The sequence below is a fragment of the Leucobacter muris genome, from assembly GCF_004028235.1.
GTDB classification, from domain to species: domain Bacteria; phylum Actinomycetota; class Actinomycetes; order Actinomycetales; family Microbacteriaceae; genus Leucobacter; species Leucobacter muris.
Window position 1 is genome coordinate 337,155 of the sequence record NZ_CP035037.1, and the last position, 26,666, is coordinate 363,820.

Annotated in this window: 21 protein-coding genes and 2 pseudogenes; 16 read left to right on the forward strand and 7 right to left on the reverse strand. The window is 70.8% G+C overall.

Features of this window, described 5'->3' with window-relative positions; all coding sequences use genetic code 11:
* Nucleotides 1-32: 32 nt before the first annotated feature.
* Nucleotides 33-1,289 carry a formamidase gene (gene fmdA, locus Leucomu_RS01540; protein WP_128386121.1) on the forward strand — a complete coding sequence of 419 codons (1,257 nt, stop codon included), beginning with the start codon at nt 33-35 and terminating at the stop codon, nt 1,287-1,289.
* 91 nt (nt 1,290-1,380) lie between these two features.
* Here fmdA and Leucomu_RS01545 read toward each other — a convergent pair whose 3' ends face one another.
* Nucleotides 1,381-2,088 (reverse strand): phosphonatase-like hydrolase, encoded by a 708-nt coding sequence (locus Leucomu_RS01545; RefSeq protein WP_017884379.1) that lies wholly within the window; start codon nt 2,086-2,088, stop codon nt 1,381-1,383.
* A 134-nt stretch (nt 2,089-2,222) separates the two neighbouring features.
* Nucleotides 2,223-3,002, reverse strand: a complete 780-nt coding sequence (locus Leucomu_RS01550) for a GntR family transcriptional regulator (RefSeq protein ID WP_017884380.1) — start codon at nt 3,000-3,002, stop codon at nt 2,223-2,225.
* Between the two features lie 165 nt (nt 3,003-3,167).
* Here Leucomu_RS01550 and Leucomu_RS01555 point away from each other — a divergent pair, with 165 nt between their 5' ends.
* From Leucomu_RS01555 to Leucomu_RS15795, 5 genes and pseudogenes are all read left to right on the forward strand, one after another.
* Nucleotides 3,168-4,289 carry a TIGR03364 family FAD-dependent oxidoreductase gene (locus tag Leucomu_RS01555; protein WP_128386122.1) on the forward strand — a complete coding sequence of 374 codons (1,122 nt, stop codon included), beginning with the start codon at nt 3,168-3,170 and terminating at the stop codon, nt 4,287-4,289.
* Between the two features lie 36 nt (nt 4,290-4,325).
* A complete protein-coding gene (locus Leucomu_RS01560) occupies nt 4,326-5,237 on the forward strand; it encodes a phosphate/phosphite/phosphonate ABC transporter substrate-binding protein (protein ID WP_017884382.1) in 912 nt (303 codons plus the stop codon).
* Nucleotides 5,237-6,028 (forward strand): phosphonate ABC transporter ATP-binding protein, encoded by a 792-nt coding sequence (locus tag Leucomu_RS01565; RefSeq protein ID WP_228407188.1) that lies wholly within the window; start codon nt 5,237-5,239, stop codon nt 6,026-6,028. Before Leucomu_RS01560 ends, Leucomu_RS01565 begins: the two co-directional genes overlap by 1 nt.
* Nucleotides 6,029-6,039: 11 nt before the next feature.
* Nucleotides 6,040-6,882, forward strand: coding sequence for a phosphonate ABC transporter, permease protein PhnE (gene phnE / locus Leucomu_RS01570; protein ID WP_128386123.1), 843 nt, complete (start codon nt 6,040-6,042; stop codon nt 6,880-6,882).
* 1,673 nt (nt 6,883-8,555) lie between these two features.
* Nucleotides 8,556-9,086 (forward strand): annotated as a pseudogene (locus Leucomu_RS15795) (hypothetical protein); the annotation flags it as partial.
* A 1,005-nt stretch (nt 9,087-10,091) separates the two neighbouring features.
* On the opposite strand, the gene Leucomu_RS15800 reads toward Leucomu_RS15795, so the two are convergent.
* The 3 genes from Leucomu_RS15800 to Leucomu_RS01585 all read right to left on the reverse strand — a co-directional run bounded on the left by Leucomu_RS15800 (nt 10,092) and on the right by Leucomu_RS01585 (nt 14,032).
* Nucleotides 10,092-10,673: a MarR family winged helix-turn-helix transcriptional regulator gene (locus Leucomu_RS15800; protein WP_323368317.1), complete on the reverse strand. Its 582-nt coding sequence runs from the start codon at nt 10,671-10,673 to the stop codon at nt 10,092-10,094.
* On the reverse strand, nt 10,648-12,384 hold the full coding sequence (locus Leucomu_RS01580; RefSeq protein ID WP_128386124.1) for a DHA2 family efflux MFS transporter permease subunit: 1,737 nt from the start codon (nt 12,382-12,384) through the stop codon (nt 10,648-10,650). Before Leucomu_RS01580 ends, Leucomu_RS15800 begins: the two co-directional genes overlap by 26 nt.
* A gap of 394 nt (nt 12,385-12,778) precedes the next feature.
* Nucleotides 12,779-14,032, reverse strand: coding sequence for an IS256 family transposase (locus Leucomu_RS01585; protein WP_228407350.1), 1,254 nt, complete (start codon nt 14,030-14,032; stop codon nt 12,779-12,781).
* Nucleotides 14,033-14,925: 893 nt separating this feature from the next.
* Here Leucomu_RS01585 and Leucomu_RS01590 point away from each other — a divergent pair.
* The 3 genes from Leucomu_RS01590 (at nt 14,926) to Leucomu_RS01600 (ending at nt 18,230) form a co-directional block, all read left to right on the forward strand.
* Nucleotides 14,926-16,074, forward strand: a complete 1,149-nt coding sequence (locus Leucomu_RS01590) for a 5-(carboxyamino)imidazole ribonucleotide synthase (protein WP_128386125.1) — start codon at nt 14,926-14,928, stop codon at nt 16,072-16,074.
* Nucleotides 16,075-16,419: 345 nt separating this feature from the next.
* Nucleotides 16,420-16,935 (forward strand): 5-(carboxyamino)imidazole ribonucleotide mutase, encoded by a 516-nt coding sequence (purE, locus tag Leucomu_RS01595; protein WP_017884390.1) that lies wholly within the window; start codon nt 16,420-16,422, stop codon nt 16,933-16,935.
* Nucleotides 16,936-16,955: 20 nt separating this feature from the next.
* Nucleotides 16,956-18,230 (forward strand): MFS transporter, encoded by a 1,275-nt coding sequence (locus Leucomu_RS01600; protein WP_228407190.1) that lies wholly within the window; start codon nt 16,956-16,958, stop codon nt 18,228-18,230.
* 8 nt (nt 18,231-18,238) lie between these two features.
* Here the strand turns inward: Leucomu_RS01600 and Leucomu_RS01605 are convergent, their stop codons facing one another.
* Nucleotides 18,239-19,360 carry a glycosyltransferase family protein gene (locus tag Leucomu_RS01605; RefSeq protein ID WP_128386126.1) on the reverse strand — a complete coding sequence of 374 codons (1,122 nt, stop codon included), beginning with the start codon at nt 19,358-19,360 and terminating at the stop codon, nt 18,239-18,241.
* Between the two features lie 190 nt (nt 19,361-19,550).
* On the opposite strand from Leucomu_RS01605, the gene galE reads away from it, so the two are divergent.
* Entirely contained in the window at nt 19,551-20,564 is a 1,014-nt protein-coding gene (galE, locus tag Leucomu_RS01610; protein ID WP_128386127.1) for a UDP-glucose 4-epimerase GalE, read from the forward strand.
* On the forward strand, nt 20,561-21,991 hold the full coding sequence (locus Leucomu_RS01615) for an LCP family protein (protein WP_128386128.1): 1,431 nt from the start codon (nt 20,561-20,563) through the stop codon (nt 21,989-21,991). Before galE ends, Leucomu_RS01615 begins: the two co-directional genes overlap by 4 nt.
* A 36-nt stretch (nt 21,992-22,027) precedes the next feature.
* Here the strand turns inward: Leucomu_RS01615 and Leucomu_RS01620 are convergent, their stop codons facing one another.
* The gene (locus Leucomu_RS01620) at nt 22,028-23,017 is read right to left on the reverse strand and encodes a nitronate monooxygenase (protein WP_323368298.1); all 990 of its coding nucleotides are present in this window, start codon (nt 23,015-23,017) and stop codon (nt 22,028-22,030) included.
* A gap of 189 nt (nt 23,018-23,206) precedes the next feature.
* Here Leucomu_RS01620 and Leucomu_RS01625 point away from each other — a divergent pair, with 189 nt between their 5' ends.
* From Leucomu_RS01625 to Leucomu_RS01640, 5 genes and pseudogenes are all read left to right on the forward strand, one after another.
* A complete protein-coding gene (locus Leucomu_RS01625) occupies nt 23,207-23,899 on the forward strand; it encodes a hypothetical protein (protein ID WP_128386130.1) in 693 nt (230 codons plus the stop codon).
* A gap of 158 nt (nt 23,900-24,057) precedes the next feature.
* Nucleotides 24,058-24,255: pseudogene (locus Leucomu_RS15885) on the forward strand (LTA synthase family protein); the annotation flags it as partial.
* A gap of 175 nt (nt 24,256-24,430) precedes the next feature.
* Nucleotides 24,431-24,766, forward strand: a complete 336-nt coding sequence (locus tag Leucomu_RS15240) for a hypothetical protein (RefSeq protein ID WP_194294590.1) — start codon at nt 24,431-24,433, stop codon at nt 24,764-24,766.
* A 36-nt stretch (nt 24,767-24,802) separates the two neighbouring features.
* Nucleotides 24,803-25,777 carry a glycosyltransferase gene (locus Leucomu_RS01635; protein ID WP_128386132.1) on the forward strand — a complete coding sequence of 325 codons (975 nt, stop codon included), beginning with the start codon at nt 24,803-24,805 and terminating at the stop codon, nt 25,775-25,777.
* Between the two features lie 7 nt (nt 25,778-25,784).
* Nucleotides 25,785-26,645 (forward strand): glycosyltransferase, encoded by an 861-nt coding sequence (locus Leucomu_RS01640; RefSeq protein ID WP_128386133.1) that lies wholly within the window; start codon nt 25,785-25,787, stop codon nt 26,643-26,645.
* Nucleotides 26,646-26,666: the final 21 nt, after the last annotated feature.

The window sequence follows — 26,666 nt, forward strand, 5'->3', positions numbered from 1 at the left end:
GCGCAGCCGTCACCACAGAAACGGAGACCGCCATGCCAGAGCACATCTTCAGACTGGACTCGAGTAAACGCTTCGTCGATCAGGAGAAACTCGGTCACAACCGGTGGCACCCCGAGATCCCTCCGGTCGCGACCGTCAAGCCGGGCGACAGCTTCCGGGTCGACTGCCGCGAGTGGTTCGACGGGGCGATCAAGAACGACGACTCCGCGCAGGACATCCTCGAGGCGCCTCTGCTGACGGTGCACACGCTGAGCGGGCCGTTCCGCGTCGAGGGGGCGAAACCGGGGGATCTGCTCATCGTCGACATCCTCGACGTCGGCCCAATCCCGCAGGAGGATTCGGGGCCGCTCGCGGGCCAGGGCTGGGGCTACACGGGCATCTTCTCGCGCAACAACGGAGGCGGCTTCCTCACCGAGCAGTTCCCCGACGCGTACAAGGCGGTCTGGGATTTCGCGGGCCAGACCGCGACCTCCCGGCACGTTCCCGGGGTCTCGTTCACCGGCATCATCCACCCGGGCCTCATGGGGACCGCGCCCTCGGCAGAACTGCTCCGCACGTGGAACGCGCGCGAGGCGGCCCTGATCGCGACGGATCCGGATCGCGTGCCGCCGCTCGCTCTGCCGCCTGAAGCGGAGCACGCGATTCTCGGCGGGCTCGACCGCGGCGAGTGGGCGCGCGTCGGATCGGAGGCGGCGCGCACCGCCCCTCCCCGCGAGAACGGCGGCAACCAGGACATCAAGAACTTCACGAAGGGCTCTCGCGTCTTCTACCCGGTCTTCGTCGACGGGGCGAACCTGTCGGTGGGCGACCTGCACTTCTCGCAGGGCGACGGCGAGATCACGTTCTGCGGGGCGATCGAGATGGGCGGTTTCATCGATCTGCGCGTCGACATCATCCCGGGCGGCATGGAGACGTACGGGGTGAGCGAGAACGCGATCTTCATGCCGGGCAACGTCGAGCCGAACTACAGCCACTGGCTCGCGTTCTCGGGTACCTCGGTGACGCTCGACGGCGAGCAGAGATACCTCGACTCGCATCTCTCGTATCAGCGAGCGTGCCTGCACGCGATCGACTACCTCACCAAGTTCGGCTACAGCCCCGAGCAGGCCTACCTGCTGCTCGGCGCCGCGCCGATCGAGGGGCGCCTCTCGGGTGTGGTCGACATCCCGAATTCCTGCTCGACGGTGTACCTGCCCGTCGAGATCTTCGACTTCGACGTGCGCCCCTCGGCGTCGGGGCCGACGCAGATCGATCCCGGGATCGGCGCGCCCGTCGCGGCGAACCGGTAGCGCGGGGTTCGCAATCGGCCCGACTTCGTCCCACCAACGCCCCGGTTTTGAGCGGGGATGGTGAGACCAAGTCGGGCCGATTCGTGGGCGCTCAGCAGCTGGCGAGGTGTGTCGAGACATCGGCGACCGAGTCGAGCAGCGCCGTGAAGGGCTGCCCCTCGAAGGCCGCTCGGTCGAGCTTGCCCGACAGTACGCCGATCGTGACCGCCGCACCGGCATTCGCGCCTGCCTGCACGTCGACGGCGGTATCGCCGGCCACGAGCACCTCCGAGACCGCGAGGGTGCCGGTGCGCTCCATGGCCCGGTGGATCATGTAGGGCGCGGGGCGGCCGGCGGCGACCTCGTCGCCGCAGACGAGCGCGTCGACGGCCGTCCCCGGGGCACGCTCGCCGCCGTCCGCGCCGACGGCCCAGCCGAGCTGGTCGAGGATGCCCTCGGCCACATCGCGCGAGAACCCGGTCGTGAGCGCGACCTGCACGCCGGAAGCGCGCAGGTCGGCGATCGCCTCGGGCACTCCGGCGATCGGGGTCGGGGTCTGGGCGGTGTAGAGCTCGTCGAGGATCGCGCGGAAGCGTTCGAAGGCGACATCGACCTTGTCGGCGGGCTGCGTGGGATCGCCGCCGCCGAGTTCGATGAGGGCGGTGATGGCGGCGCGCTTCTCGGTGCCCATCCACGCCTGCAGGTCGGCGGGGGAGACCGACGCCCCGGTCTCCTCGACCGCGATGCGCAGCGCGTCGTAGACGGCGCCGCCGTCGTCGATGGTGGTGCCGGCCATGTCGAAGACGGCGAGAGTGATCATGCGGGTTCTCCTAGGGGTGGGGTCGCGGGGGAGTTGCGACGCGCCGCCTCGCGGGTGACGGCGCGGGGCGATGCGACTGCCGCTGCGCGGGTGAGCGGAACGGAGGGGTGACGCGGGGTGCGGCGATACGCGGATCAGCCGGCGCGCTCGAAGAGGTCGACGCCGGTGCTGCCGGCCTGGCGCGTGAGCGGGGTGCGGTGCTCGGCGCTGTTCTCGACCACGAAGGTGGCCATCGCCGGCAGGTAGCGGTCGTCGGCGGTCTCGATGACGGTGCCGAACTCGTCGTAGGCGAGACGGCGCACGCGCAGCAGCGGTGCGCCCGGACTCACGTGGAGCTGCTCGACCTCGAGCGGGTGGGCCGCGATGGCGTCGATCACGTGGCGGGCGCGCACCGGCACGACACCCGCGGCGCACAGCGTCTGGTAGATGCTGCCGTGGTCGAGGTCGGCCGAGATGAGGTGCCTGCCGATCTCGTAGGGGAAGAGGGAGCGCTCGAGCATGGCGGGTTTGTCGTCGAGCAGCCGCAGCCGGATGATCTCGACGACGGGGGTGTCGGGCTCGAGCTGCAGCTCGCGCGCGATGTCCTCGGTGGCGGGGCGCCGGCTCGCCTCGATGACGCGCTGGCCCGGGGCGAGCCCGAGCTCGCGAGCCCACTCGGTGAACGACATGAAGGTGTCGAACGACTGCGCCGGGGCGGTGCGCTGCACGCGGGGCGGCGCGCCGCGGCGCCCGATGATCATGCCCTCGGCGCGCAGCGCCGCGAGCGCCTGGCGCACGGGGCCGCGCGAGGTGCCGAACTCGGCGACGAGGGACTTCTCGCTGGGCACGCGGTCGCCGGGCTGCCAGACGCCGGTGCGGATGCGGTGCACCATCTCGGCGTACAGCTTGGCGTGGAGCGGTGAGCTGTCGGTCATGCGGTCAGTCTACAAGTTGTCTGTACTAGTCGAAATGCTCGCCGGTGGCCGTCAGGTGAACGAATCGTGACGATCTCCCACCTGCCGGTTGCGCATCGTGAACGCTTCAAGAACACCCCTCCGGAAAGTTGTCATGATTACTTTTCAGGCTTCACCATCGAATGCATGACCCCCTCCACCCATGCCCCGCACGTCGTGATCGTCGGCGCCGGCATCGTCGGCCTCGGCCACGCCGTCGCCGCGCTCGACGCCGGCCACCGCGTGACGGTGCTCGAGCAGGACGCCTCGGCCGTGCTGGCCAGCGTGCGCAACTTCGGCTACGTCTGCACGTCGGCGCAGGCCGGCGAACTCGGAGAGCTCGCACTCGAGGCGAACCCGCTCTGGCTCTCGCTCGTCGAGCGCGCAGGGGTGGAGGCGCGCCGCTCGGGCACGCTCGCGGTGGCCCGTTCGGCCGCGGAGGAGGCGGTGCTGCAGGAGTTCATCGCCGAGCGAGCCCCCGAAGGGGCGCGGCTCGTGACCGGTGCCGAAGCCGGTGAGCTGCTGCGGATCCCGGATCCCGCCCATCTGCGCGCGGGTGCGCTGCTGCCCGCCGATCTCACCGCCGACCCCCGCACCGCGGTCGCCCGGATCGCCGCCTGGGTTCACGCGCACGAGCGGGGCGAGGTGCGCTTCTCGACGACCGTGCGCGGGGCGCGCGGGGGATCGGTCGAGACCAGCCGCGGCCGCATCGAGGCCGACCACGTGGTGGTCGCGGCCGGGCATCTCGTCGGCCGCCTCTTCCCCGAACTGGCCGAGCGCCACCGCGTGCGGCAGTGCGCGCTGCAGATGGTGCGCGTGCGCGCCCCGCGAGCGATGGGCCGCGGCCCCGCCGTGCTCACCGGCACGTCGATGCTGCGCTACGGCGCGTTCGCGGGCTCCTCCGCCGAAGCGCTGCGCGCCGAGATCCTCGCCTCCCGGCCCGAACTGCTCGAGATCGACGCCAACGTCATGTTCACCCAGCAGGCCGACGGCACCCTGCTCGTCGGCGACTCGCACGCCGCGCACGACGCCGCCCCGCCCTTCCTCGACGAGCGCTGGACGCAACTGCTGCTCGACGAGACGGCCGCCCTGCTCGCCGCTCCGCGCCTCGACGTGCTCGAACGCTGGCAGGGCCTCTACGCCACGAGCGACGAGCAGGACATCCTTCGCGCCGCCCCGACCCCCGGCGTCTCCGTGGTCACCGTGACCACCGGCGTCGGCATGACCGTGGGCCTCGCCCTCGGCGCCCGCACCATCGCATCCCTCTGACCCCATCCCACCGACCTCTGTCACCCAAGGAGAATCGTGAAGAAGACCACCATCCTCGCCGCTTCCGCGGTCGCACTGCTGGGCCTCGGCCTCGCCGCGTGCTCGTCCCAGGCCGACGCGGCCGCGGGCGAGGCCTCGGCCACATGCCCCGACGGCAAGATCCGCTTCGGCATCCTCCCCTACGAAGATCCCGAGTCGCTCGAGCCGGCCTACCAGGTGCTCGCCGAGGCGCTCTCCGAGAAGCTCGACTGCCCCGTCGAGGTGAGCATCACCGAGGACTACGCCGCCGAGGTGCTCGCCATGGAGAACGATCAGCTCGAGATCGCCCAGTTCGGCCCGCTCGGCTTCGTGTTCGCCAACGAGCGCGCCGGCGCAACCGCGATGGTCTCCTTCGGCGACGCCGAAGGCGCACCCACCACCTACACCGGCGGCATCTGGGTGCCGAAGGATTCGCCGGTGCAGTCGCTCGAGGACCTGAAGGGCAAGACGCTCGCGCTCGGCAGCCCCGGATCGACGTCGGGCGACGCCCTGCCGATGTCAGCGATCGTCGACGCCGGTCTCGAGGACGACGTGCAGTGGGACTACGCGGGCGGCCACCCCGAGGCGCTGCTCGCCCTCGTGAACGGCACCGTCGACGCCGCGCAGATCAACTCGCAGACGCTCGCGACCGCGCTCTCCGAGGGCACCTTCGACGAGTCGCAGTTCCGGCAGATCTGGGAGTCGGATCCGATCCCGAACGACCCGATCACCGTTCGCGACAACCTGCCCGAGGAGTTCAAGACCGCCGTCAAGGAGGCCCTGCTGAGCCTCGACGCCGCCGACGTCGAGAAGGTCAGCGCATTCCTCGGCGTCGACCCCGCGGGCCCGCTGATCGAGGTCACGAACGAGACCTACCAGCCGCTGTTCGACCTCGCCGACACCATGGGCCTCACCGAGGCCGACGTCTGATGAGCGCCGTCACCGTGCTCGGAACCCCCGCCTCGGCGCAGCCGGGCGGCACCGCCGAGGTGCTGCTCGACGTGCAGGCCATCTTCAAGAGCTTCGGCGATCGCGTCGTGCTCAAGGACATGAGCATGCGCGTGCACGCGGGAGAGGTGGTCGCGTTCCTCGGAGCCAACGGCTCGGGCAAATCGACCACGCTGCGCGCGGTGAACGGCCTCATCGAGGCGGACTCCGGCGACATCACGATCGCCGGGGTCCGCCTGAGCGAGGCGAGCCCCCAGCGACGCGCCGAGGCGCGACGCACCGCCGCCACCGTCTTCCAGAAGATCCATCTGGTGCAGCGCCGCACGGTGCTGCAGAACGTGTGCGCCGGCGGTTTCTCGAGGCTGCCCGGGTGGCGCTCGCTGCCACCGCTCTTCCCGCGCGAGCTGAGGGAGGAGGCCATGGCCTGCCTCGACCGCGTGGGGCTCGCGGATCGCGCCCACGACCGCGCCGGAAGCCTCCCCGGCGGCCAGCAGCAGCGGGTGGCGATCGCGCGTGCGCTCTGCCAGCGGCCGCGCATGATCCTCGCCGACGAACCCGTCTCGGCGCTCGACCCCAAGGCGGCCGACGACGTGATGAACCTGCTGCACGATCTCGCCGTCGAGGAGGGCCTCGGCGTCGCCGCGGTGCTGCACCAGCCCCACCTGGCGCGCACGTACGCGCATCGGGTGATCGGCCTGCGCGACGGCGCCCTCGTCTTCGACGCCCCCACCGCCGACATCGACGACGTCGAACTGGCCTCGCTGTACCTCTGAGGAATGCACCCGTGACTGAAACGCTCACCCCCGCCGCCCGAGAGCGCCGCTCCGAAGGGCACCTGCCCGTGCCCCGGGACCCGAGGGCCCCCTACCGCGCCGGCTCCTGGTCCGTCATCATCGCGGCGCTCGTGGTGCTGCACCTGCTCGCCTTCTCGGCCACCGACTTCCACCCCGCGAAGCTCGTCACCGGGGCGCAGGGCATGATGAACTTCCTGTCCGAGGCGATCCCGCCCGACCTCAGCGGGGAGGTGCTGCGGAAGGGCCTCGAAGGCGCGCTCACCACCCTCTGGATCGGCCTGCTCGGCACCACTATCTCGGTGCCCTTCGGGCTGCTGCTCGCCGTGCTCGGCGCGCGCACCACCGCGCCCAACGCCTTCGTCTACCAGATCGCGCGCGGCATCCTCTCGTTCTTCCGCGCCGTGCCCGACATCGTGTTCGCGCTCATCTTCGTGACCGCCGTCGGACTCGGCCCCTTCGCGGGGGTGCTCGCGCTCATCGCCCACAACACGGGGGTGATGGGCAAGCTGTGGTCGGAGGCGATGGAGGACATCGACCCCGGCCCCGAGCAGGCGCTGCGAACCGCAGGAGCCTCCCGCTGGCAGGTGGTCGCGAACGCGACGATCCCCACCGTGCTGCCGCAGCTGACGGGCCTGCTGCTCTACCGCTTCGACGTGAACGTGCGGTCCTCGCTCGTGCTCGGCCTCGTCGGCGCCGGCGGCATCGGCCTGCTCATCAACAAGGCCATCAAGACCTTCCAGTTCGACGAGATGCTCACGTACCTCATCATCATCCTCGTGGTGATCGTGGCGGTCGACCTCGCATCCGGCTGGATCCGCAAGCGGCTGCAGTAACCCCCTGCGGGCGACGGCCCGCGGGGCGCGAGCGGCCGGTCGCCGCGCCGCCCGCTCCCGAGAGAACCGCGCATCCGCACCCCGACGCACCACCACCCCTCCGCAACAGCCCGACGCCCGTACAAGGAGAAACGCCCCTCATGTTGCACAGTTCATTCCGTCGCGCCCCGCGACGCCCCGCCCGCGCGGTCGCCGGAGGAGCGCTGCTCGCGCTCGCCGGAGGCCTGCTCGTCGCGCCAGCCGTCGCCGCCCCCGCCGCGGCCCTCGCGACGCCCTACACCCAGGACTTCGAGACCGCGGGCACCCCGTCGCAGGCCCCCGACGGGTGGTCGGTCGAGAGCGCGAACACCGCCGGCATGCGCGCCGGCTGGGAGGGCTGGACCTTCCACACGCCGGCCGAAGTCGTCTCGGCCTTCGGCAACAGCGGCGACCGCAACGGCTTCGGCAAGGCGCAGGGCCTCGTCGCGGTCGTGCACTCCGACAGCAACCGACCCGCCACCGGCACCTTCGACTCGACGCTGTGGGCCCCCGCCTACGCGGTCGACCCCGGTGCCGCGGCCGTGACCATCAGCTTCGACAGCCACTACAAGCAGGGCCAGGCGCCCCAGGAGGCGAAGCTGCTCGCGAAGATCGACGGCGGCGATCCCGTGCTCGTCGAGCAGTTCGGCACGAACCGCCTCAACCAGACCCACACCTTCGCCGTCGACCTGCCCTCGGGCGCGCAGAACGTGCAGTTCGGCTGGCAGTACCTGAAGAGCACGAACAACTGGTTCTGGATGATCGACAACGTGTCGATCGCGGAGGCCGCCCCGGCCGATCGCACGCCCGCGGTGATCTCCAACACCAAGGCGCCCGTGGCGCCGGGCTCCACGGCGACGGTCGAGGTGGGCGGCCTGCGCCCCGGTCAGCAGCTCGAAGCGTCATTCGGGGGCGGCCCCGTCTCGGGCATCCCCGCGGCCGGCGCCGACGGCGCGGTGTCGTTCGGCGTCGCGATCCCGGCGGATCAGCCGAACGGCACCATTCCGCTCCTGCTCGCCGGTGACGGCGTCGTGCCGGTCGAGACGAGCCTCACCGTGCTGGCGGCACCAGGCGACCTCGGCGCCACCACCGAACCGCAGCTCTGGTTCGACGGGTTCGAAGGCGCCGCCGACGCGTGGCAGGCGGAGGGCGCCTGGCAGTTCACCACCCGCGCCGACGTCGTCGCCTCCCAGGGCACCGACCGCAGGCAGGCGTTCACCCGCGCCTCCGGCACCATCGCGGTCGCCGAAGCCTCGACCCAGCCCTTCGCCGGCGCCCTCACCTCGGCGCCCGTCGAGGTGAGCGCGGGCGCGAAGCTCGAACTGCGCTTCGACAGCCACCTCCGCGTGCGCGGCTCGGGCGGCACCGCCGTCGTCAGCGCCGTCTTCGACACCGGCGAGACGATCGTGCTGCGCACGATGACCGAGAACGAGGAGTCGGCGCAGCCCCGACTGCCCTTCACGGTGCCGGACGGCGCGTCCACCGTGCGATTCGCCCTCTCCTACGAGGCGCCCGCCGGCGGCGGATCCTGGATGCTCGACGATCTCCACCTCGTGCAGCCGCTGCCGCAGCTCCCCGCCGACGCCGAGGCCATCGCCCGCATCGACGTGTTCAGCGACGTGCAGGGCGCCAACGCCCGCCTGCAGAACAACGTGATGCCCGGGTTCGAGCGGCTGCCGGGCGGCCGCGCCGGTGTGCTGCTCTCGAACGGCGACCAGACGAGTCAGGGCACCGAGAGCCAGTACAACAGCTACCTCGCGGCCGTGCAGGGCGGCGGCGGAGCAGAGTACCCGACCGTCGTGTCGACCATCGGCAACCACGAGTTCTACGGGGGCAACGGCTCCGACGTCTACATCCAGCGCTTCCTCGACCGCACCGGCATGCGCGGCCTCGGCGTCGAGGGCTCGACCTCGCCGAACACGGGGCTGTGGGGCGAGGTGCTCGTCGACGGCGAGCTGCCGCTGCTGTGGATCGGCAGCGAGTACCACGACTACCCCTCGCAGACCGGCAGCGGGCCGTTCGTGGTGCTCTCGGACGAGCAGTTCGACTGGCTGCGGGCCCGCCTCGAGCACTACAGCGCCGAGAACAAGCCCGTCGTGCTCGCCTCGCACCACGTCTTCGCCGACTCCAACTCGGGCACGTACATCAACTTCAACCGCAACGACTTCGACCGCGACACCGAGCGCCTGCAGTCGCTGCTCGCCGCCCACCCGAACGTCACCGTGCTCACGAGCCACACCCACTGGTCCGCCGAGCTCAACGACTGGTCGGTCGAGCAGCGCTTCGACCCGGCGGCCGAACTCGCCCCGACCATCGTGAACACCGCGGCGGTCACCACCCAGTACGGCCCGAGCGGCGACTGGGGCGAAACCGGGATCGGCGGCGCCGATCCCGTGGGCCTGAGGGCCGCCCTCTACGAGGACCGGCTGCGAGTGACCGCCTACTACTTCGACGGCAACGCGGTCGAGCGCGAGATCAAGCACATCGACGTGGCCCTGCCGGCCGAAGCGCCCGCCGCGCCGCCCGAGGTCTCGCTCGGCGCCGGGACCGTCGTGCAGGGCGGCGAGGTGACCGTGACGGGAGCCGGCTTCCTGCCCTCGGAGCCGCTGCGCATCGAGCTGCACTCCGCCCCGGTCGTGCTCGCCACGACGGCGGCCGACGCGCAGGGCGGGCTCGCGGCCACGGTGCGCATCCCGGCGGGGACGCCGGCCGGCCGGCACAGCCTCGTGGTGGTGCGCGCCGACGGCACCGAGCTGTCCATGCCCATCGTGGTCAGGGCGGCCGAAGGCGGCACGGGCGGCGGACCCGGGGGGATCCGATGGCACGGGCCCAGGCGGGGCGGGCTCCGGCGACACCGGCGGCCAGACCGGCGGCGGGGCGGGCGATGCGGGCCGATCCGGATCGGCCGACGCCCTCTCGCGCACCGGTTCGAATGGCCCGGTCGGCGTCGCGATCGCGGTCGCGCTGCTCATCGCCGGAGGATCGGCGATGGCCGTCAGGCGACTGCGCCGACGGGCCTGAGCGGCCGCGCGGGGAACCCGCGGCGGCGAGCGGGCCGAGGAGCCGGGCAGACGATCCGGCGCCCCGGCCCGCTCGCGCGTGCTCGCGCGGGCGGCACCGGGCGTCGGCGCCCGTCGCGTGGCGCTGGGCGCTGGGCGCTGGGCGCCCGCGAGCGTGGCGGCCGTGCCGGTCTACTGCTCGGCGGAGTGGTCGCGGGTGCAGCGACCCGCCGGCCCGTCGACGCGGATGTCGTGCGCCGAGGCGTTGAAGCGGTGCAGCCCCTCGCGCAGATCCTCGAGTTCCTCCGCGCTCCACCCGACGAAGCGCTCGTGGTAGGCGTGCGCCCAGCGGGCTCGGATGCGCTCGAGCAGCTCGGTCGCCCGCGGAGTCGCCGTCAGCAGCATCACACGACGGTCCTCGGCGGCGGGCTCGGCCTCGACGAGCCCGAGCTCGCGCAGCTTCGCGATCTGGCGGCTCACCACGGCCTTGTCCATGTCGAGCATCTGGCTGAGCGCGGTCGCGGTGATGGGCCCCTTGCGCAGCACGAGCTGCAGCACGATCATGCCGACGCCCTTCAGATCGCTGTCGACCTCCTGCGCGTAACTCGCCCAGTGGCTGCGGGCGAAGGCGAAGACCTCCGAGAACTCCGAGATGATCTGGGCGATGCGGTCGTCGCGATGGGAGGCGACCGCCCCCGCCGGGTCGTTCAGCGGGGAGCGGTCGCTCTGATCCTCCATGGCGTCGAGCCTAGCGCGCCGCAGAGGTGTCGCCATCGCCCCGCTCGCGCGACGAGGAGCCTGCCACCACGGGGATCGACCCCGTGGCGGCCTTGACCGCGTCGCCGAGGAACTCGTGCGCGGCGGTGCCCGCCGCATCGGACGCGGCTGCGGCCTCGCGCTGGCTCAGCTCGGCGATGCGCTCGGCGTTGCTCTTCGTGCTCAGCGGGATGTTGGGCAGGAAGGCGATCGCGATGAGCGCGACGATCGCGACCGGGGAGGCGGCGAGGAAGATGTTGCCGATGGCGTGGCCGTACGACGACTCGACGATCTCGCGCACCGGAGCCGTCAGCTCGGCGATCTTCGGAATGGCGTTGCTCTCCTGGAACCGCTGCAGATCGGCGATCACCTCGGGGTCGGGGTTCGTCTGCATGAGCGCCGCCAGCTCGGTGAAGCCCTCCTTGAAATAGTCGGCGATCTCGTGGGCGAGGATCGCGCCCATCACCGAGATGCCGGCGGTGCCGCTGATCGTGCGGAAGAAGGTCACCGAGGCGCTCGCGGCGCCCATCTCGGTCGGAGCGACCGTGTTCTGCACGATGAGCACGAGATTCTGCATGGTCATGCCGACGCCGGCGCCGAGCACGGCCATCGAGACGCCCACGTACCAGTAGTTCGTGTCGTACCGCAGCTGACCCATCATGAGCAGGCCGGCGAGCAGTGCGAGCGCTCCGACGACCATGTAGCGCTTCCACTTGCCGGTGCGCGTGATGATCTGGCCCACGACGGTCGACGAGATCAGCACGCCGGCCATCATCGGCAGCGTCAGCAGGCTGGACTCGATGACGGAGCGGCCGCGCGCGAGCTGCATGTACTGGCCGAGGAAGACGGCGGTGCCCATCATGGCGAGCCCCACCGCGATCGAAGCGATCGAGGCGAGCGTGAAGGTGCGGTTCTTGAAGAGCGTCATCGGGATGAGGGGCTCTTCGACCTTGAGCTCGACGAGCACGGCGACCACGAGGGCGACGATACCGCCGCCGACCATCGCGACGGTCTGCCACGACCACCACTCGAAGTTGGAGCCGGCGAGCGTCACCCAGATGAGCAGGCTCGAGAAGCCGAGCGAGATGAGCGCCGTGCCCCAGTAGTCGATCTTGACCTTCTGCTTGCGGGTGGGCAGGTGGAGGGTGCGCTGCAGCATGATGATCGCGACGATCGCGATGGGAGCCGCGACGTAGAAGTTCCAGCGCCAGCCGACCGTGTCGGTGAGTAGGCCGCCGAGCAGCGGGCCGCCGACCGTGGCCACGGCCATGATCGCGCCGAGGATGCCCATGTACTTGCCGCGCTCGAGCGGGCTGATGATCTCGGCGAGCACGATCTGGGCGAGCGCGCCGAGGCCGCCGACGCCGAGGCCCTGCACGACGCGGAATGCGATGAGCCAGGTGGGATCCTGCGCCATGCCGGCGAACGCCGATCCCACGATGAAGACGATGATCGCCACCTGCAGCAGCACCTTCTTGCTGGTGAGGTCGGCGAGCTTGCCCCAGATCGGGGTCGAGATCGCGGCCGCGAGCATGGTGGCGGTGACCACCCAGGTGAACGCGGCCTGCGTGCCTCCGATGTCGGCGATGATGATCGGCATCGAGGTGCCGACCACGTTCATGGCGAGCATGGAGACGAAGTTGGCGAGGAAGAGTCCGGCGAGCGCGAGGTTCTTGGCTCGGCCGGTGAGCAGCCCCGTTTCGGGGGTGTGCTGCGAGGGCTGTGACATCCGGGTCCTTATCGATGTGCGACGTGCGGGCGGTGCTCCCGTCGTTGCTCGCCCGAGGCGGATCGCGAGCGGGTCGCCGGGCTTCTGCCGGCGCGGCACCTTCGTTGACGAAGATCAACTATATGCCAATGGTTGATCTTTATCAACCATTTCCATTTCCGGGGTTCGGCGGGTTGCCCGCAGGGCCTCGCTCCTGCGGCGCCGAGCCCTCGCCCTGCTTTGCCGAGTCATGCCCCGACCTGACTCCCGCCCCGACCTGACTCCCGCCCCGACCTGACTCCCGCCCACCCAACCGCACCGATCGACGTTCAAGCACCGAATATCTCGGAATCGGGGTGCTTGAGCGTCGATCGGTGGGTCTGTCCGATAAACGGTGTGTGGGATCCGGCGGTTTTCATTCGTGAGTGGTTTTCTCGAACCGTCCGGCGAAGGTGATCGCGAACGCGTTCAGCGCGGGCTTCCACCTCATCACCCAGCGTGCCCTTCCGCCGCCAGTCGGGTCAAGCGACCGCGTCACGAGGTAGAGACATTTCAGCGCGGCGGCCTCGTTGGGAAAGTGCCCCCGAGCTCTCACGGCGCGCCGATAGCGAGCGTTGATTGACTCGATCGCGTTGGTCGTGCAGATCACCCGCCGGATCTCGACGTCATACTCGAGGAACGGCACGAACTCCGCCCAGCTGTTCTTCCAGAGCTGCACGATCGCCGGATACCGTCCGCCCCACTCGGCGGCGAACTCCTCGAACCGATCCTTCGCCGCCTGCTCCGACGGGGCCGTGTAGACGGGTTTGAGGGAACGGACGATCGCGTCGCGGTGTTGCCGCCCGGCGTAGCGGAAGCTGTTGCGGATCAGATGGACGATGCACTGCTGGACGACCGTTTGCTCCCAAGTGGTGTTGATCGCCTCCGGGAGACCCTTCAGCCCGTCGCAGACCGCGATGAGCACGTCCTCGACACCCCGGTTCTTCAGCTCGGTGAACACCTGCAGCCAGAACCTCGCACCCTCCTGACCGTCACCGGCCCAGATGCCGAGGATGTCGCGTTCCCCGTTCACGGTGACGCCCATCACGACATAGAACGGGGTGTTCCTCACCTGCCCGTCACGGACCTTCACCACGATCGCGTCGACGAAGATCACCGGGTAGAGCGCATCCAACGGCCTGCTCGACCATTCGGCGAGTTCCCCGGCGACCTTCTCGGTGATCCGGCTGATCGTGTCCTTGGAGACCTTCGCCCCATAGACCTCGTCGAAATGCGCAGCGATCTCACCGGTCGTCAACCCCCGAGCGGAAAGGGACAGAACGATCTGATCGATGCCGTCCAGTCGGCGTTTCCGCTTGGGGACGATCACCGGCTCGAACGACCCGTCTCGATCTCGCGGGACTTCGATCTCGACGGGGCCGATCTCTGTCAGCACCGTCTTGACCCGCGTCCCGTTACGCATGTTCTCGCCGATTGGGGTCCCGCCGTGCTCGTGGCCGAGGTGCTCGGTCAACTCGGCATTCAGCGCGGTCTCGAGGACGTTCTTCGTGAGCTGGCTGAGCAGGCCGCCCGGCCCCGTCAGGCTCACGCCCTGCTCCTTCGCCTGCGCGAGCAAGCGTTCTGCGAGTTCTTTCTGATCGATGATCTCCCCGGTCACGGGATCAATCATCTCGTCGTCAACAACGACAGTGGTCGTGTCAGCCACGGCCATCTCCTTTCGGATCAGGCCGGACCCTCACACACCATTATTCAGACAGTCCCCGATCGGTGGCGGGCGGGGTGAGGCGAGGCGTGCGAGAGAAGGGGGAAGGAAGGGGAAGGAGGGAAGGGGGGAGCAAGGGGATGGATGGAAGGAAGGAAGGAAGGAGAGAGGCCGGGACAGAGGAGAGGGAAATGATCGAGGAGGGAGAGGGGCGATCTTGGGGGCGAGGGACGATGAGCAAGGGGTCGCGGTGCAGGAGGATCGGATAGAGGAGATCCGGGTCGGGTGGGGACTCGGGTGTGGTCGGAATGGAGGACGCCGGCGCGGTCACCCTCCACCTCCAACTCCTTTCGCTCCCCTTTTCCACACAACCGCACCGATCGACGTTCAAGCGCCGAAGATCCCGGAATCGGGGTGTTTGAACGTCGATCGGTGCCGGAATCGGGCCGATAGAGGGGGATCGGAAGGGAAAGGAGGAGGGAAAACTTCCGTCTCCTTCCGCTCCTCTTCTCTGCCCAACCGCACCGATCGACGTTCGCGCACCGAAGATCCCGGAATCGGGGTGCTGGAACGTCGATCGGTGCGGTTGTGGGGCGACAAGGGTGTAGGACGAGGCGTGCGGGAGAGGGAGAGGACGAGGGGGAGAAGAGGAGAGGAAGGGAAGGGAAGGGAAGGGAAGGACGAGGGAGCGAGGAAGGAAGGAAGGGAGGAAGGAACGAAGGAAGGAACGAAGGAAGGAACGAAGGAAGGAACGAAGGAAGAGAGGGAGGGAGGAAGAAAGGAAGAGCGAGGGCATCGGTGCAGAGGGAGGCGATCGGGGGAGGCGAGGCGCGAGTGCGCGATAAGGCAGAATAAGACGTATGACTCTCGAGAGCGGCAGCATCACGATCGGCGTCATCGGAGGCGGCCAGCTCGCCCGCATGATGGTGCCCCCGGCGATCCACCTCGGGCTGCGCATCAGCGTGCTCGCCGAGGCCGAGGGATCGAGCGCGGCCCGCGCCGCCGACGCGGTGGGCGATTACCGGGATCCCGAGACCGTTTACGCGTTCTCCGACACCGTCGACGTGGTCACGTTCGATCACGAGCACGTGCCCGGCGAGATCCTGCGCGAACTCGAGCGGCGCGGCGTCGCCCTGCACCCCCGTCCCGACGCGCTGCAGTACGCGCAGGACAAGATCCTGATGCGCGAGAAGCTCGGCGAGCTGGGTGTGCCCGTTCCCGCGTGGGCCGCGGTCGAGGACGAGGGCGAGCTGCAGGCATTCATCGACGCGCACGGCGGTCGCGCCGTCGTGAAGACCGCCCGCGGCGGCTACGACGGTAAGGGCGTGCGGGTCGTGAGCAACGCGGTCGAGGTGCGCGACTGGTTCACGGCGCTCGCCGAAGACGGGCGGGGCGGCCGGCTGCTCGTCGAGGAGCTCGTCGATTTCACTCGCGAGCTGTCGCAGCTGGTGGCGCGCAGGCCGGGCGGCGAGACCCGCACCTGGCCGGTCGTCGAGACGATCCAGCGCGACGGCGTCTGCACCGAGGTGCTCGCCCCCGCCCCGGTGCAGCGCCACGAGACGCTCGACGAGGCCGCGCGCATCGGCAGTGCGGTCGCCGAGGGCGTCGGCGTGACCGGTGTGCTCGCCGTCGAGATGTTCGAGACCCGCGACGGCCGTGTGCTCGTCAACGAGCTGGCGATGCGCCCCCACAACTCGGGCCACTTCTCGATCGAGGGATCCGTCACCAGCCAGTTCGAGCAGCATCTGCGCGCGGTGGCCGACCTGCCGCTCGGCGATACCTCGATGACAGCGCCCGCCGCGGTGATGGTCAACGTGCTCGGCGGCCCGGCGGATGGGCCGATGCCCGTGCGCTACGCCGAGGCGTTCGCGGCGCATCCGCGCGCGAAGATCCACAGCTACGACAAGCAGCCCCGGCCGGGCCGCAAGGTGGGCCACGTCACGGTGACCGGGGAGTCCCTCGACGCCGCGCTCGCCGAGGCGCGAGCCGCTGCGGCCGCGTTCGCCTGAGCCGGTTCCGCCCGCCCCGCGTCACGCCGTTCCCTCCCGAGGCGCCTTCGCTCACGGCGAGCCCGTCGAGCGGTGGATCGCCGGAGGATCGCGCAGCCGCGCTGGAAGCTGATTCGTTCGACGCTGGGTCCACCGCGCGACGGGCGGGCTCTCGGGCGACCTGGCAGAGCCTGCTGGATCCGGCGGGCGGGCCGCTTGCAGGCCGGGAGCCGGCTGATCCGGCGGAGCGGACAGGATAGGGCGGATCCGGCTGAGCGGGCAGGATGGGACGGGCCCGGCGGAGCGAGCAGGATCCGGCGGAGCCGGCAGCAGAACCCGGCGCGCCGCGGCGATACGATGGAACCCATGAGCGATACCTCGGCAGCGCCCCTCGTCGGCGTGATCATGGGCAGCGACAGCGACTACTCGGTCATGGGCGACGCGGTGCAGGTGCTGCGAGACTTCGGCGTCCCGAACGAGGTCGAGGTGGTGAGCGCTCACCGCACCCCCGACAAGATGGTGAATTACGCGCGCGAGGCGGCTGCCCGCGGCCTGCGGGTCATCATCGCCGGCGCCGGCGGTGCGGCGCACCTGCCCGGCATGGTGGCGTCGATGACGACGCTGCCGGTCGTCGGAGTTCCGGTGCCGCTCGCGAAACTCGACGGTCTCGACTCGCTGCTGTCGATCGTGCAGATGCCCGGCGGCATTCCCGTGGCCACGGTGAGCATCGGCGGGGCGAAGAACGCCGGGCTGCTCGCGGCCCGCATCCTCGGCGCGACCGATCCTGCGATCGCGCAGCAGCTCGCCGACTACGCGCAAGAGCTGACCGACATGGTCGAGACGAAGAACGCGGCGCTGCAGGCGCGCATCGCCTCCGAGTAGTCGGCGCGGGTGCGGAGATCGTGGCGCAGGGGTCGGACGCCGGAGCGTCTTCCGGCGACCGCGATCCCCGCGACGGCGACGGCCCCGCGAGTCCCTCCGACCCGCGAGCGGAGGTCGGCACGCCCCGCTACCGGCGGGCGCTGATCGCGCTGTTCTGCGCGGGCGTCGCGACGTTCGCGCAGATGTATTCCCCGCAGGGCATACTGCCGGATCTCGCGCAGGACTTCGGCGTCACCGCCGGGGAGTCGTCGTGGGCGGTGGGCGCCGCCACTATCGGAGTCGCACTCGGTGTGCTGCCCTGGGCGAGGCTCTCCGACCGGATCGGCCGCGTGCGCGCCATGCGCATCGCGATGTCCGCGGCGATGGTGGTGGGCCTTGTGACCCCCTTCATCCCGCATTTCGCGTGGTTCGTCGCGGCCCGCTTCGTCGAGGGGCTGCTGCTCGCCGGGCTCGCGGCGATCGCGGTCACCGCCATCGCCGAGACGGTGCACCCGCGAGCGCTCGGCACCGCGGTCGGCACCTACATCGCGGGCACGACGATCGGCGGCCTCGTCGGTCGCATCCTCGCAGCCACGGCGGCCGAGCCGAGCGACTGGCGGTGGGGGATGGGCGCCGTCGCACTGCTCGCCGCCGCGTCGACGCTCGTGTTCCTGGTGCGCATCCCGCCCACGGCGGTGCCGCCGAGGGGAGGCCTTCGGATCCTGCCCGCCACCCTCGCGAATCTGCGCACGCCCGGCGTCATGGTGCTCGTGGCCCAGGCGTTCCTGCTGATGGGCGGCTTCGTGGCCTCCTACAACTACCTCGCCTTCCGGCTGCAGCACGAGCCGTTCGGGCTCTCGCTGGCGCAGGCCTCGTGGATCTTCCTCGCCTATCTCGCCGGCGCGGCCTCGTCGCGCTGGGTGTGGCGGGCGACCCGCCGGATCCCGCCGACGGGCACCCTGCTCGGCTGCGCAGCCATCATGGTGGCGGGGCTCGCGCTGACGGTGGCCGCCTGGCTGCCCGCCGTGATCCTCGGACTCGTGCTCTTCACCGGCGCCTTCTTCGCGGCGCACACCGTCGCGAGCGGTCTCATCGACCGGCGGGCGGGGGCGGGGCGCAGTCTCGCGCCGCCGCTCTACAACCTCGGGTACTACGCCGGATCGAGTGTGCTCGGCTGGCTCGGCGGCGTCGCGTTCGGCGCGGGCGGCTGGTGGGCCACCGCGGGCTTCGTCGCCTCTGCGACGCTGCTGTCGGCGCTGATCGCGTGGCTCTACGCGCGCTCTCGCGGCGGCATCGCGGCCGTGGACGCGCGCTGAGCGAGTCTTCAGAGGTTGGCGTGGGTCTCCCACAGCTGCCACGCGGCGCTGCGCCAGCTGAAGCCGCGCCCGCGGTCGCAGGCGAGCACCGAGAGCTGCGCGAGCGCGTCGGTGTCGCGGAAGAGACGGCTGTACTCTGCGGCGAACGGCCCGGAGGCGTCGGCTGCGACGCCGGCGTCGAGCACCAGCTCGGCGGTGGCCTCCTGATCGGCGTGCAGCACCGGCACTCCGGCGCCGAGCGCGCCGAGCACGGTGTAACCCGTGCCCGAGTAGGTCTGGGGCTGCAGCAGCAGCGAGGCGCCGGCCAGGACGGCGCCCACGTCGGCGAGCTCGCGGGGGCGCACCACCACGACGCGGTCGCGCAGCTCGTCGGGCACGGCCGGCTCTCCGGCGCCGTTCTCGTCGCGATGCTCCTTCGACGGCGGTCGCGGGTCGAGGCCATCGAGCACGACGAGGTGGGGCAGCGAAGGATCGGTGCGCAGCGCGTCGAACAGCCACTCGAGGCGGCCGAACTCGCCGGGCATCGCGGTGGTGAGGGCGTAGCGCTCGGGCAGTTCGAGCGCAGCGCGGCGCTCGGCAGCGTCGTCGCCAGCGACGTACTCGGAGGGCGGCGCGAGGGGGAGCACCTGCACGCGCAGATGCTCGCCGTACTGCCGCTGGAGCACTCGGGCGGTGGCGTGGGTGGGGGTGAGCAGCACGTCGGCCAGCTTGACGGCGCGGCGGGCGAACGCGGGGAAGAGGCGCGCCTGCGCCCCGCCGAGCAGCGCCGGGGCCTCCCACGCGAGGCTGTGGGGGATGGTGACCGAGGTCTGCGAGCCGTCGTCCTCGCCGCGCGAGCGCAGCGGCAGCATCGGGGTGAGCGAGTGCACGAACTCGCCGTCGAGCGGCCGCGCGGTGGTGCCGCTCTGCCAGACGTAGGGGAGCATGCTCGCGCGCATGGGGAGCTGCTCGACGCGGATCACCGGCGAGCTGAACTCGGGCTTCTCGGTGCCCCGGGCGATGAGGTAGCGCGCACTGCAGCTGCGGGGGGCCGTTGCGGCGACCGCGTTCGCGAGATCGCGGGCGGCGGCGGCCTGAGCGGCTGCCTCCCAGTCGGGGAACGGCTCGGCGATGAGGGTGAGCATGGCCATGCGTTCTCCCCTCGGTGTAGCCTGACCGCCGCCGTTCGGCGCGCGCCTGCGACACATTGTATTTGAGTGCTCCCCGGGAGAAGCCGGGAGAGCGTCGATGAGTTGCGCTTCAGGCGTCGCCGTAATCGAAATGTGACCTTCCCGGGTTCCTGGCGGCTTCCCGCCGTTCCGGCCCAGTACCCTAGTGGGCATGCGAGTATTGCTGACCGGCGGCGCCGGATATATCGGGTCGCACACCGCCCTGGTGCTGGTGGAGCGGGGGCACGAGGTCGTCGTGCTCGACGATTTCTCGAACAGCAGCCCCGAGGCCGTGCGTCGTGTGGAGCAGCTCGCCGGGCGCGAGATCCCCGTCATCCAGGCGGATCTCGCCGATCGCGCGGCGGCCGCCGCTGCGCTCGACGGCGTCGACTTCGACGCCGTCATCCACTTCGCCGGGCTCAAAGCCGTCGGCGAGTCGGTGGCCCAGCCCACCCGCTACTACCGGGTGAACATCGACTCGACGCTCGTGCTGCTCGACCTGATGCGCGAGCGGGGGGTCGAGAAGCTGGTGTTCAGCTCGTCGGCCACCGTGTACGGCGATCCCGACGTGGCCCCCATCGACGAGTCGCACCGCGCGGGCGTGGGCCTCACCAACCCCTACGGGTGGTCGAAATTCATGAACGAGCAGATCATCCGGGACACCCACCGGGCCTGGCCCGAGCTGGGTGCGGTGCTGCTGCGCTACTTCAACCCGGTCGGCGCGCACCCCTCGGGGCGCATCGGCGAGGATCCGTCGGGCATCCCGAACAATCTCATGCCGTTCATCGCCCAGGTCGCCGTCGGCAAGCGCAAGCGCCTCAGCGTGTTCGGCGACGGCTACCCGACCCCCGACGGCACGGGCGTGCGCGACTACATCCACGTGATGGACCTCGCCGAGGGGCACGTGGCGGCGCTCGAGCGCATCGGCGCGGGCGTCGAGACCTACAACCTCGGCTCCGGCGTCGGGTCGAGCGTGCTCGAGGTGGTGCGCGCGTTCGAGCAGGCCTCGGGCCGGCCGGTGCCGTACGAGGTGGCGCCGCCGCGACCGGGCGACGTCGCCGAGGTGGTGGCCGATCCCCGTCGCGCGAACGAGCGCCTCGGGTGGAGCACGACTCGCAGCCTCGCAGAGGCCTGCCGGGACGCGTGGGCGTGGCAGTCTGCGAATCCGGGCGGCTACGGCGCATGACCCTCGATCTCGAACGGCCGCTGCGCCACCCCGGCCTCGCCGAGGGTCCGCTGATGAGCAAGCGGGCGCGGTGGCTCGTGGTGCTCGGGTTCCTGCTGCCGGGCAGCGCGCAGGTGCTCGCGGGCAATCGCAGGCTGGGGCGGCTCGGCCTCGTCGCCACGTTCCTGCTCATCGCGGGAGGCGTCGCGGCGCTGCTCGGCCTGATGCTGGCGCGGGTGCCGACGCTGTCGTTCTTCACGAACGGCGTCGTGCTGCTCGTGGTGCAGGTGCTGCTGTTCGCGTACGCGGTGCTGTGGCTGGTGCTCGGCTTCGACACGCTTCGGCTGACCCGGCTCGTGCGCGTGCCCGGCAACTGGCGGGTGCCGGTGGCGGCGCTCTCGGTGCTGCTCACGATCGTGCCGGTCGCCGGTGCGGCGTGGGCCGGCACGGCGGTGGGCGCCGGGCGGAGCCTGCTGGGCGACCTCTTCCAGGGCGCGCCGGCGGTCGAACCGGTCGACGGCCGCTACAACATCCTGCTGCTCGGCGCCGACGCGGGCGCCGACAGAGAGGGTCTGCGCCCCGACAGCATCTCGCTCGTGAGCGTCGACGCGAAGACGGGGCAGTCGGTGATCATTGGCCTGCCGCGCGAGCTCAAAGGCGCCCCGTTCCCCGAGACGTCGCCGCTCGCCGAGATCTACCCGTACGGCTATTGCGACGAGGTGAACAATTACGAGGTCGTCGACGGCGGCGGCTACTACTGCTTCACCACGGGCAATCTGAACTCGCTCATCACCGAGCTCGAGGATTCGGGATCGCCGTCGTACGACGGCATGTACGCGAGCGCGGTGTCGCAGGGCTCGTCGCCCGGCATCGAGGCCACGAAGGACGCGGTCACGGGGATCACCGGTTTGCAGGTGCAGTTCTACGTGCTCGTCAACATGGACGGCTTCTCGGCCATGATCGACGCCCTCGGCGGCGTGACGATGAACGTGCAGGAGCCGTTGCCCATCGGCGGGCGGATCGACGAGTACTCGGGCGAGCTCGTGAACGTCGACGCGTGGATCGAGCCGGGCGAGCAGCGGCTCGACGGCTACCACGCGCAGTGGTACGCCCGTTCGCGCTATGGCTCGGCGAACGGCGACTACGACCGCATGGCGCGACAGCGTGAACTGCAGGCCGCGATCCTCGCGCAGATGAACCCGGCGAACGTGCTGCTGCGCTTCCAGGAGGTGGCAGCGGCGGGCACGCAGCTCGTCGAGACCGACATCCCCGAGTCGATGCTGGGCCGCTTCGTCGACCTGGCGGCGAAGGCCCGCGAGCACACGCCGGTGAACGTGGAGCTCGTGCCGCCGGCCGTCGATCCCGAGCTGCCCGAGTACGGCATCATCCACCAGCTCGTCGCCGAGGGCGTGGCCGCGGCCTCGCCGCAGGAGGAGCCAGCGGAGTAGCGGGTGCTGGTCTGAGCCCGGCCGGTGCGGCCGGGTTCAGACGCCCGCGGCGAGCCGCCGCACGACCGCCGCGGCGGGTCCCTCCGCCGCGCGGCGGTAGCCCGTTCCCGCCCACAGGTGCAGGCGGTCGGTGTCGCCGGCGCGGCCCGCCGCCGCTCTCAGCTCGCGGGTGAGATGGTGCACGGCGGGGTACGCGTCCGGTGCGGCGCTCCCGTGGCGGTCGATGAATCCGTTGCGCAGCGCGCGGGCGGGACGGCCCGTGAACGCCCGAGTGACGACGGTTTCGGCGAAGGCCGGATCGGCGAGGGCCGCGCGGTGGGCCTGCGATGTGCCGGCCTCGTCGGTGCGCAGCAGCAGGGTGCCGACCGCGACGCCCTCGGCGCCGGCGGCGAGCAGGCGGCGCACGGCGTCCGGGCCGTCGACGCCTCCGGCGGCGACCACGGGTAACCCGCTCTCATGCACCACGAGGCGCACGAGTTCTGCGGTGCCGACCTGCGAAGGGCTCCCGGAGGGGTCGAAGACGGCGCTGTGCCCCCCCCCGGCGTCGGTGCCCTGCACGACCAGCCCGTCGACGCCGGCGGCGCGCGCGAGTTCGGCCTCGCCCGCAGACGTCACGCTCGCGAGCACCCGCGTGCCGACCCTCCGCAGTGCGGCGATGTCGGTCGCGTCGGGCAGGCCGAAGGTCAGCGAGACCGTCGGCACGGGGCGTTCGATCAGCAGTCTCAGCTTCTGATCCCAGTGATCGTCGTCGAGCACGGGTTCGGGATCCAGTTGCACGCCGTGGACCTCGGCCTCGCCGCGCAGCTCATCCGCGTAGGCGGCGAACGAGGCCCGATCGGGGATGAGACGCGACGGGACGAACAGGTTCACGCCGAAGCCGCCCACCCGGGGTCGCAGCTGCTCGATCTCGGTCGCGAGCGCTTCGGGAGTCTTGTAGCCTCCGGCGAGGAACGGGTACGCTCCCGCCGACCCGACCGCCTCGGCCAGCGCGACGGTCGTCGGCCCGCCGGCCATGGGTGCGGCCACGATCGGCAGTGGGGAATCCAGTAATCGCATCGCAGCTCCAACCCGCACGGGCGGTGCGGCGCACCGCCTCTGCTCACCATCATTCCACGCGCTCCCGGCAGCGCCCGAGGTCGATCCCTACCGGGCGGCGCCCCGCGCGAAGTGAACTCCGGGTGAACTCTCGTAAACGGGACGTAGACTCGTGACACTGTGACGAGAGAAGACCGTGATGCTGTTCTGTCGACGGCCGAGGCTCGAACCGGTGAGGCCCGGGCGGTGAAGCGCCGCCCGCGTCTCCTGTGGGGCGCGGCCATCGTGGGGTTCTGGCTGCTCCTGCTGCTCGGCGCGGTGCTCGTCGGCGCGGCGCTCTGGGTGACGGGCACCTTCGGCCCCATCTCCGTCGATCAGCTGCTCATTCCCTCGGGTGCGGTGCTCGTGCTCGCGTTGCTCGCGGAGAAGTCGCGGCGCGACCTGCGTCGCAGCGGGGTGCTGCGGGGTCGGCGCGGCTGGGTGCTGCGCGGGATCGCCGCGGTGCTGGTGGTCGCGGTGCCGGTGGGCGGTGCGGTCGCGTTCGGCTCGACCGTCGGCCTCGGGGCCTACGTGCAGTCCTATGCCCGCGAGGCGTCGGGGGAGGCGACGCTCGCCGGCTACTACGTCGTGCCGCGCCACGGTCTGAGCGCGAGCGCCGCGGGCGGGCCCGGCATGCGCGCCGACGGAGGCGGATCCACCGACCCCCGCAACCTCATCGTCATCTACCTCGAGTCGGTCGAGAACTCCATGGCCGACGACGAGACCTTCGACAAGAACATGCTCGAGCCCGTGCAGCAGGCCGCCTCCGGCTGGGACTCGATCCCGAGCCTCGACCAGTACGAGGGGGTGGCTGGACCATGGCGGGCATCGTGAGCACCCAGTGCGGCATCCCGCTGCGCTCGGGCGGCGCGCTCGGCGAGAACGTCGATCTCAACGAGCTGGGGTCCGAGGGCAACGAGGTCACGAGCTATCTGCCGAACGCCACGTGCCTGGGCGACGTGCTCGCCCGCGAGGGCTACCGCAACGTCTTCATGGGCGGAGCCGACGCCGACTTCGCCGGGAAGGGCGCCTTCTTCCGCAGCCACGGGTACGACGAGGTCCACGATCTGCAGGAGTGGCGCGCAGCGGGCGAGACCGAGATCCGCGACGACTGGGGGCTCTCCGATCGCCGCTTGTTCGAGCGCGCCCGCGAGGAGGTGACCCGCCTCCACGAGGGGAACCAGCCATTCAACCTCACGTTGCTCACGCTCGACACCCACGAGGGGCCCCGCGTCTACGACTACTGCAGCTGGGATACCGAAGAGGCCATGACCTCGATCACGTTCTGTTCGATGGAACAGGTCGCCGGTTTCGTCGACTACCTCGACGAGACGGGGGGTGCTCGAGGACACGAGCGTCGTACTGATGGGAGATCATCAGAAACTGCTGGCACCCGGGGCGAGCTTCTGGGACGCGCTGAAAGACCGCGAGGATCGCACGATCTTCAATCGGGTCTGGAGCCCGGACGGGGTGAGGTTCGCGCGCGACCAGATCGATCAGTTCAGCATGTACCCGACCCTCATCGAGCTGGCCGGCATCGATCTCGACGGACACCGGGCCGGGATCGGCGTCTCAGCCCTCGCCGACGCCGACGACGTGCCCCGGGGGTCGATGCTCGATCTGCAGGCGAGCGAGTACAGCGCCGTCGTGCAGTCGCGCGCGGCCGGCTTCTACCGCGAGCTGTGGGACTCCGCGCAGTAGACTGGGCGGGTTCGAATCCCCTGAAGGAGTGTGCGCATGCACGTGACGGCCGTGCTGGTCGCCTACAACCGACGCGAGCTGTTGCGGGAATCCCTCGAAGCGCTCGCGGCGCAGAGTCGACCCGTCGACCGCCTCGTCGTGGTCGACAACGCCTCGGATGACGGCTCGGCCGACGTGGCCGCCGAACTGCTCGAGCAGTGGGGCACGCGGGCCAGGCTGATCCCGCTCACCGAGAACACGGGGGGCGCGGGCGGGTTCGCGGCGGGAATCGCGGCGGCCGTCGCCGAGGACTGCATCGACTGGGTCTGGGTGATGGACGACGACACCGTGCCGGGGCCCGACGCGCTCGCCGGAGCGCTCGACGCGCACGAGCGCTACTGCGCCACCGGACAGGACGACCTCGCCGTCATGGGGTCTCGGGTCGTCTGGACCGACGGCGAAGACCACCCCATGAACACGCCGAAGCCCAAGATCCGAGCCTCGAACGACGAGCGCTCCCGCGCGGCAGAGGTCGGCTGCATGGAGATCCGCTCGATCTCGTTCGTCTCGGCGTTCCTGCGCGCCGCGCGAGTGCGGGAGCAAGGGCTGCCCATCGCCGACTACTTCCTCTGGAACGACGACTTCGAGTACTCGGCCAGACTGCTGCGCGGCGCGCGCGGGCTCTTCGTACCGGGATCCGTGGTCACCCACAAGACGGCCAAGCGCGGCTCGAGCGACGCCGATCCGGGCCCCCGCTTCTACTACGAGGTGCGCAACAAGCTGTGGGTGTTCCGCCTCTCGAAGGCGCTCTACGGCTGGGAGAAGCTGCTGTACGTCGCCGCGACCGCGCGTCGCTGGGTGCGCACCCTCCGGGCCTCCTCCGATCGTGCGCAGCTGCGCGACTGCCTGCGTCGCGGCTGGCGCGACGGCTGGCTGCGTTCGCCGCGCACGACGCGCGAGGTGCTGCGCGACACGGGCGTGCCGGTCGACGTGATGATCGAGGTCGAGCGCCTCTCGAAGTCGGCCCGGTAGGTGACCCGTGCACCAGCGATCGTCGCAGGCCGCCTTCTCGCTGCTGCTGCCCGTGTACGCGGGGGACGACCCCGGTTTTCTGCGCCTCGCGTTCGAGAGCTCCGTGCAGGGGCAGAGCCTGCGACCCGCGGAAGCGGTGATCGTGCAGGACGGCCCCGTGCCCGACGCGCTCGCGCGGGAGATCGAGCGGATCGGCGCTGATAGCCCCATCCCGGTGAACGTCGTGCTGCTGCCCGAGAACCGCGGCCTCACCGAGGCGCTCAACGCCGGTCTCGCCGCGTGCGCCCAGCCCGTCGTGGCGCGCATGGACGCCGACGACGTCTCGCTGCCCGGGCGCTTCGAGCGCCAGTGGGCGCTGCTGCAGCAGGGGTTCGACCTCGTCGGCACGGGGATGGTCGAGTTCGAGCACGATCCCGACCGGCCCGCCTCCACGCGCGTGCCGCCGGTCGGCTCCGAGCGCATCCGCGAGCACGCCCGCACCCACAACCCCTTCAACCACCCCACCATGATGTACCGCCTCGAGGCCCTCGACCGTGTGGGCCGCTACCAGCCCTTCGGCAAGATGGAGGACTACTGGCTGGGGATCCGGCTGATCGACGACGGCGCCCGCGTCGAGAACATCGCCGACCCGCTGCTCGCGTATCGCGTGGGCTCGGGGGCCTTCGCGCGTCGCGGCGGCTGGGTCGAGGCGCGCACGGAGTGGCGACTGCAGCGGGAGCTGTTGCGCATGGGCTTCGTGACGCGCGGACAGTACCTGCGCAACGTGGTCATGAAGGGCGTCTACCGCCTCATGCCGGCCTCGGTGAAGCGCGTGCTCTTCCGCGGGCTAATCGGCCGGGGTCTGCCGGGGGATCGCACCGCGGGCTGATCGCCGGGCCGGGCCTCGGGC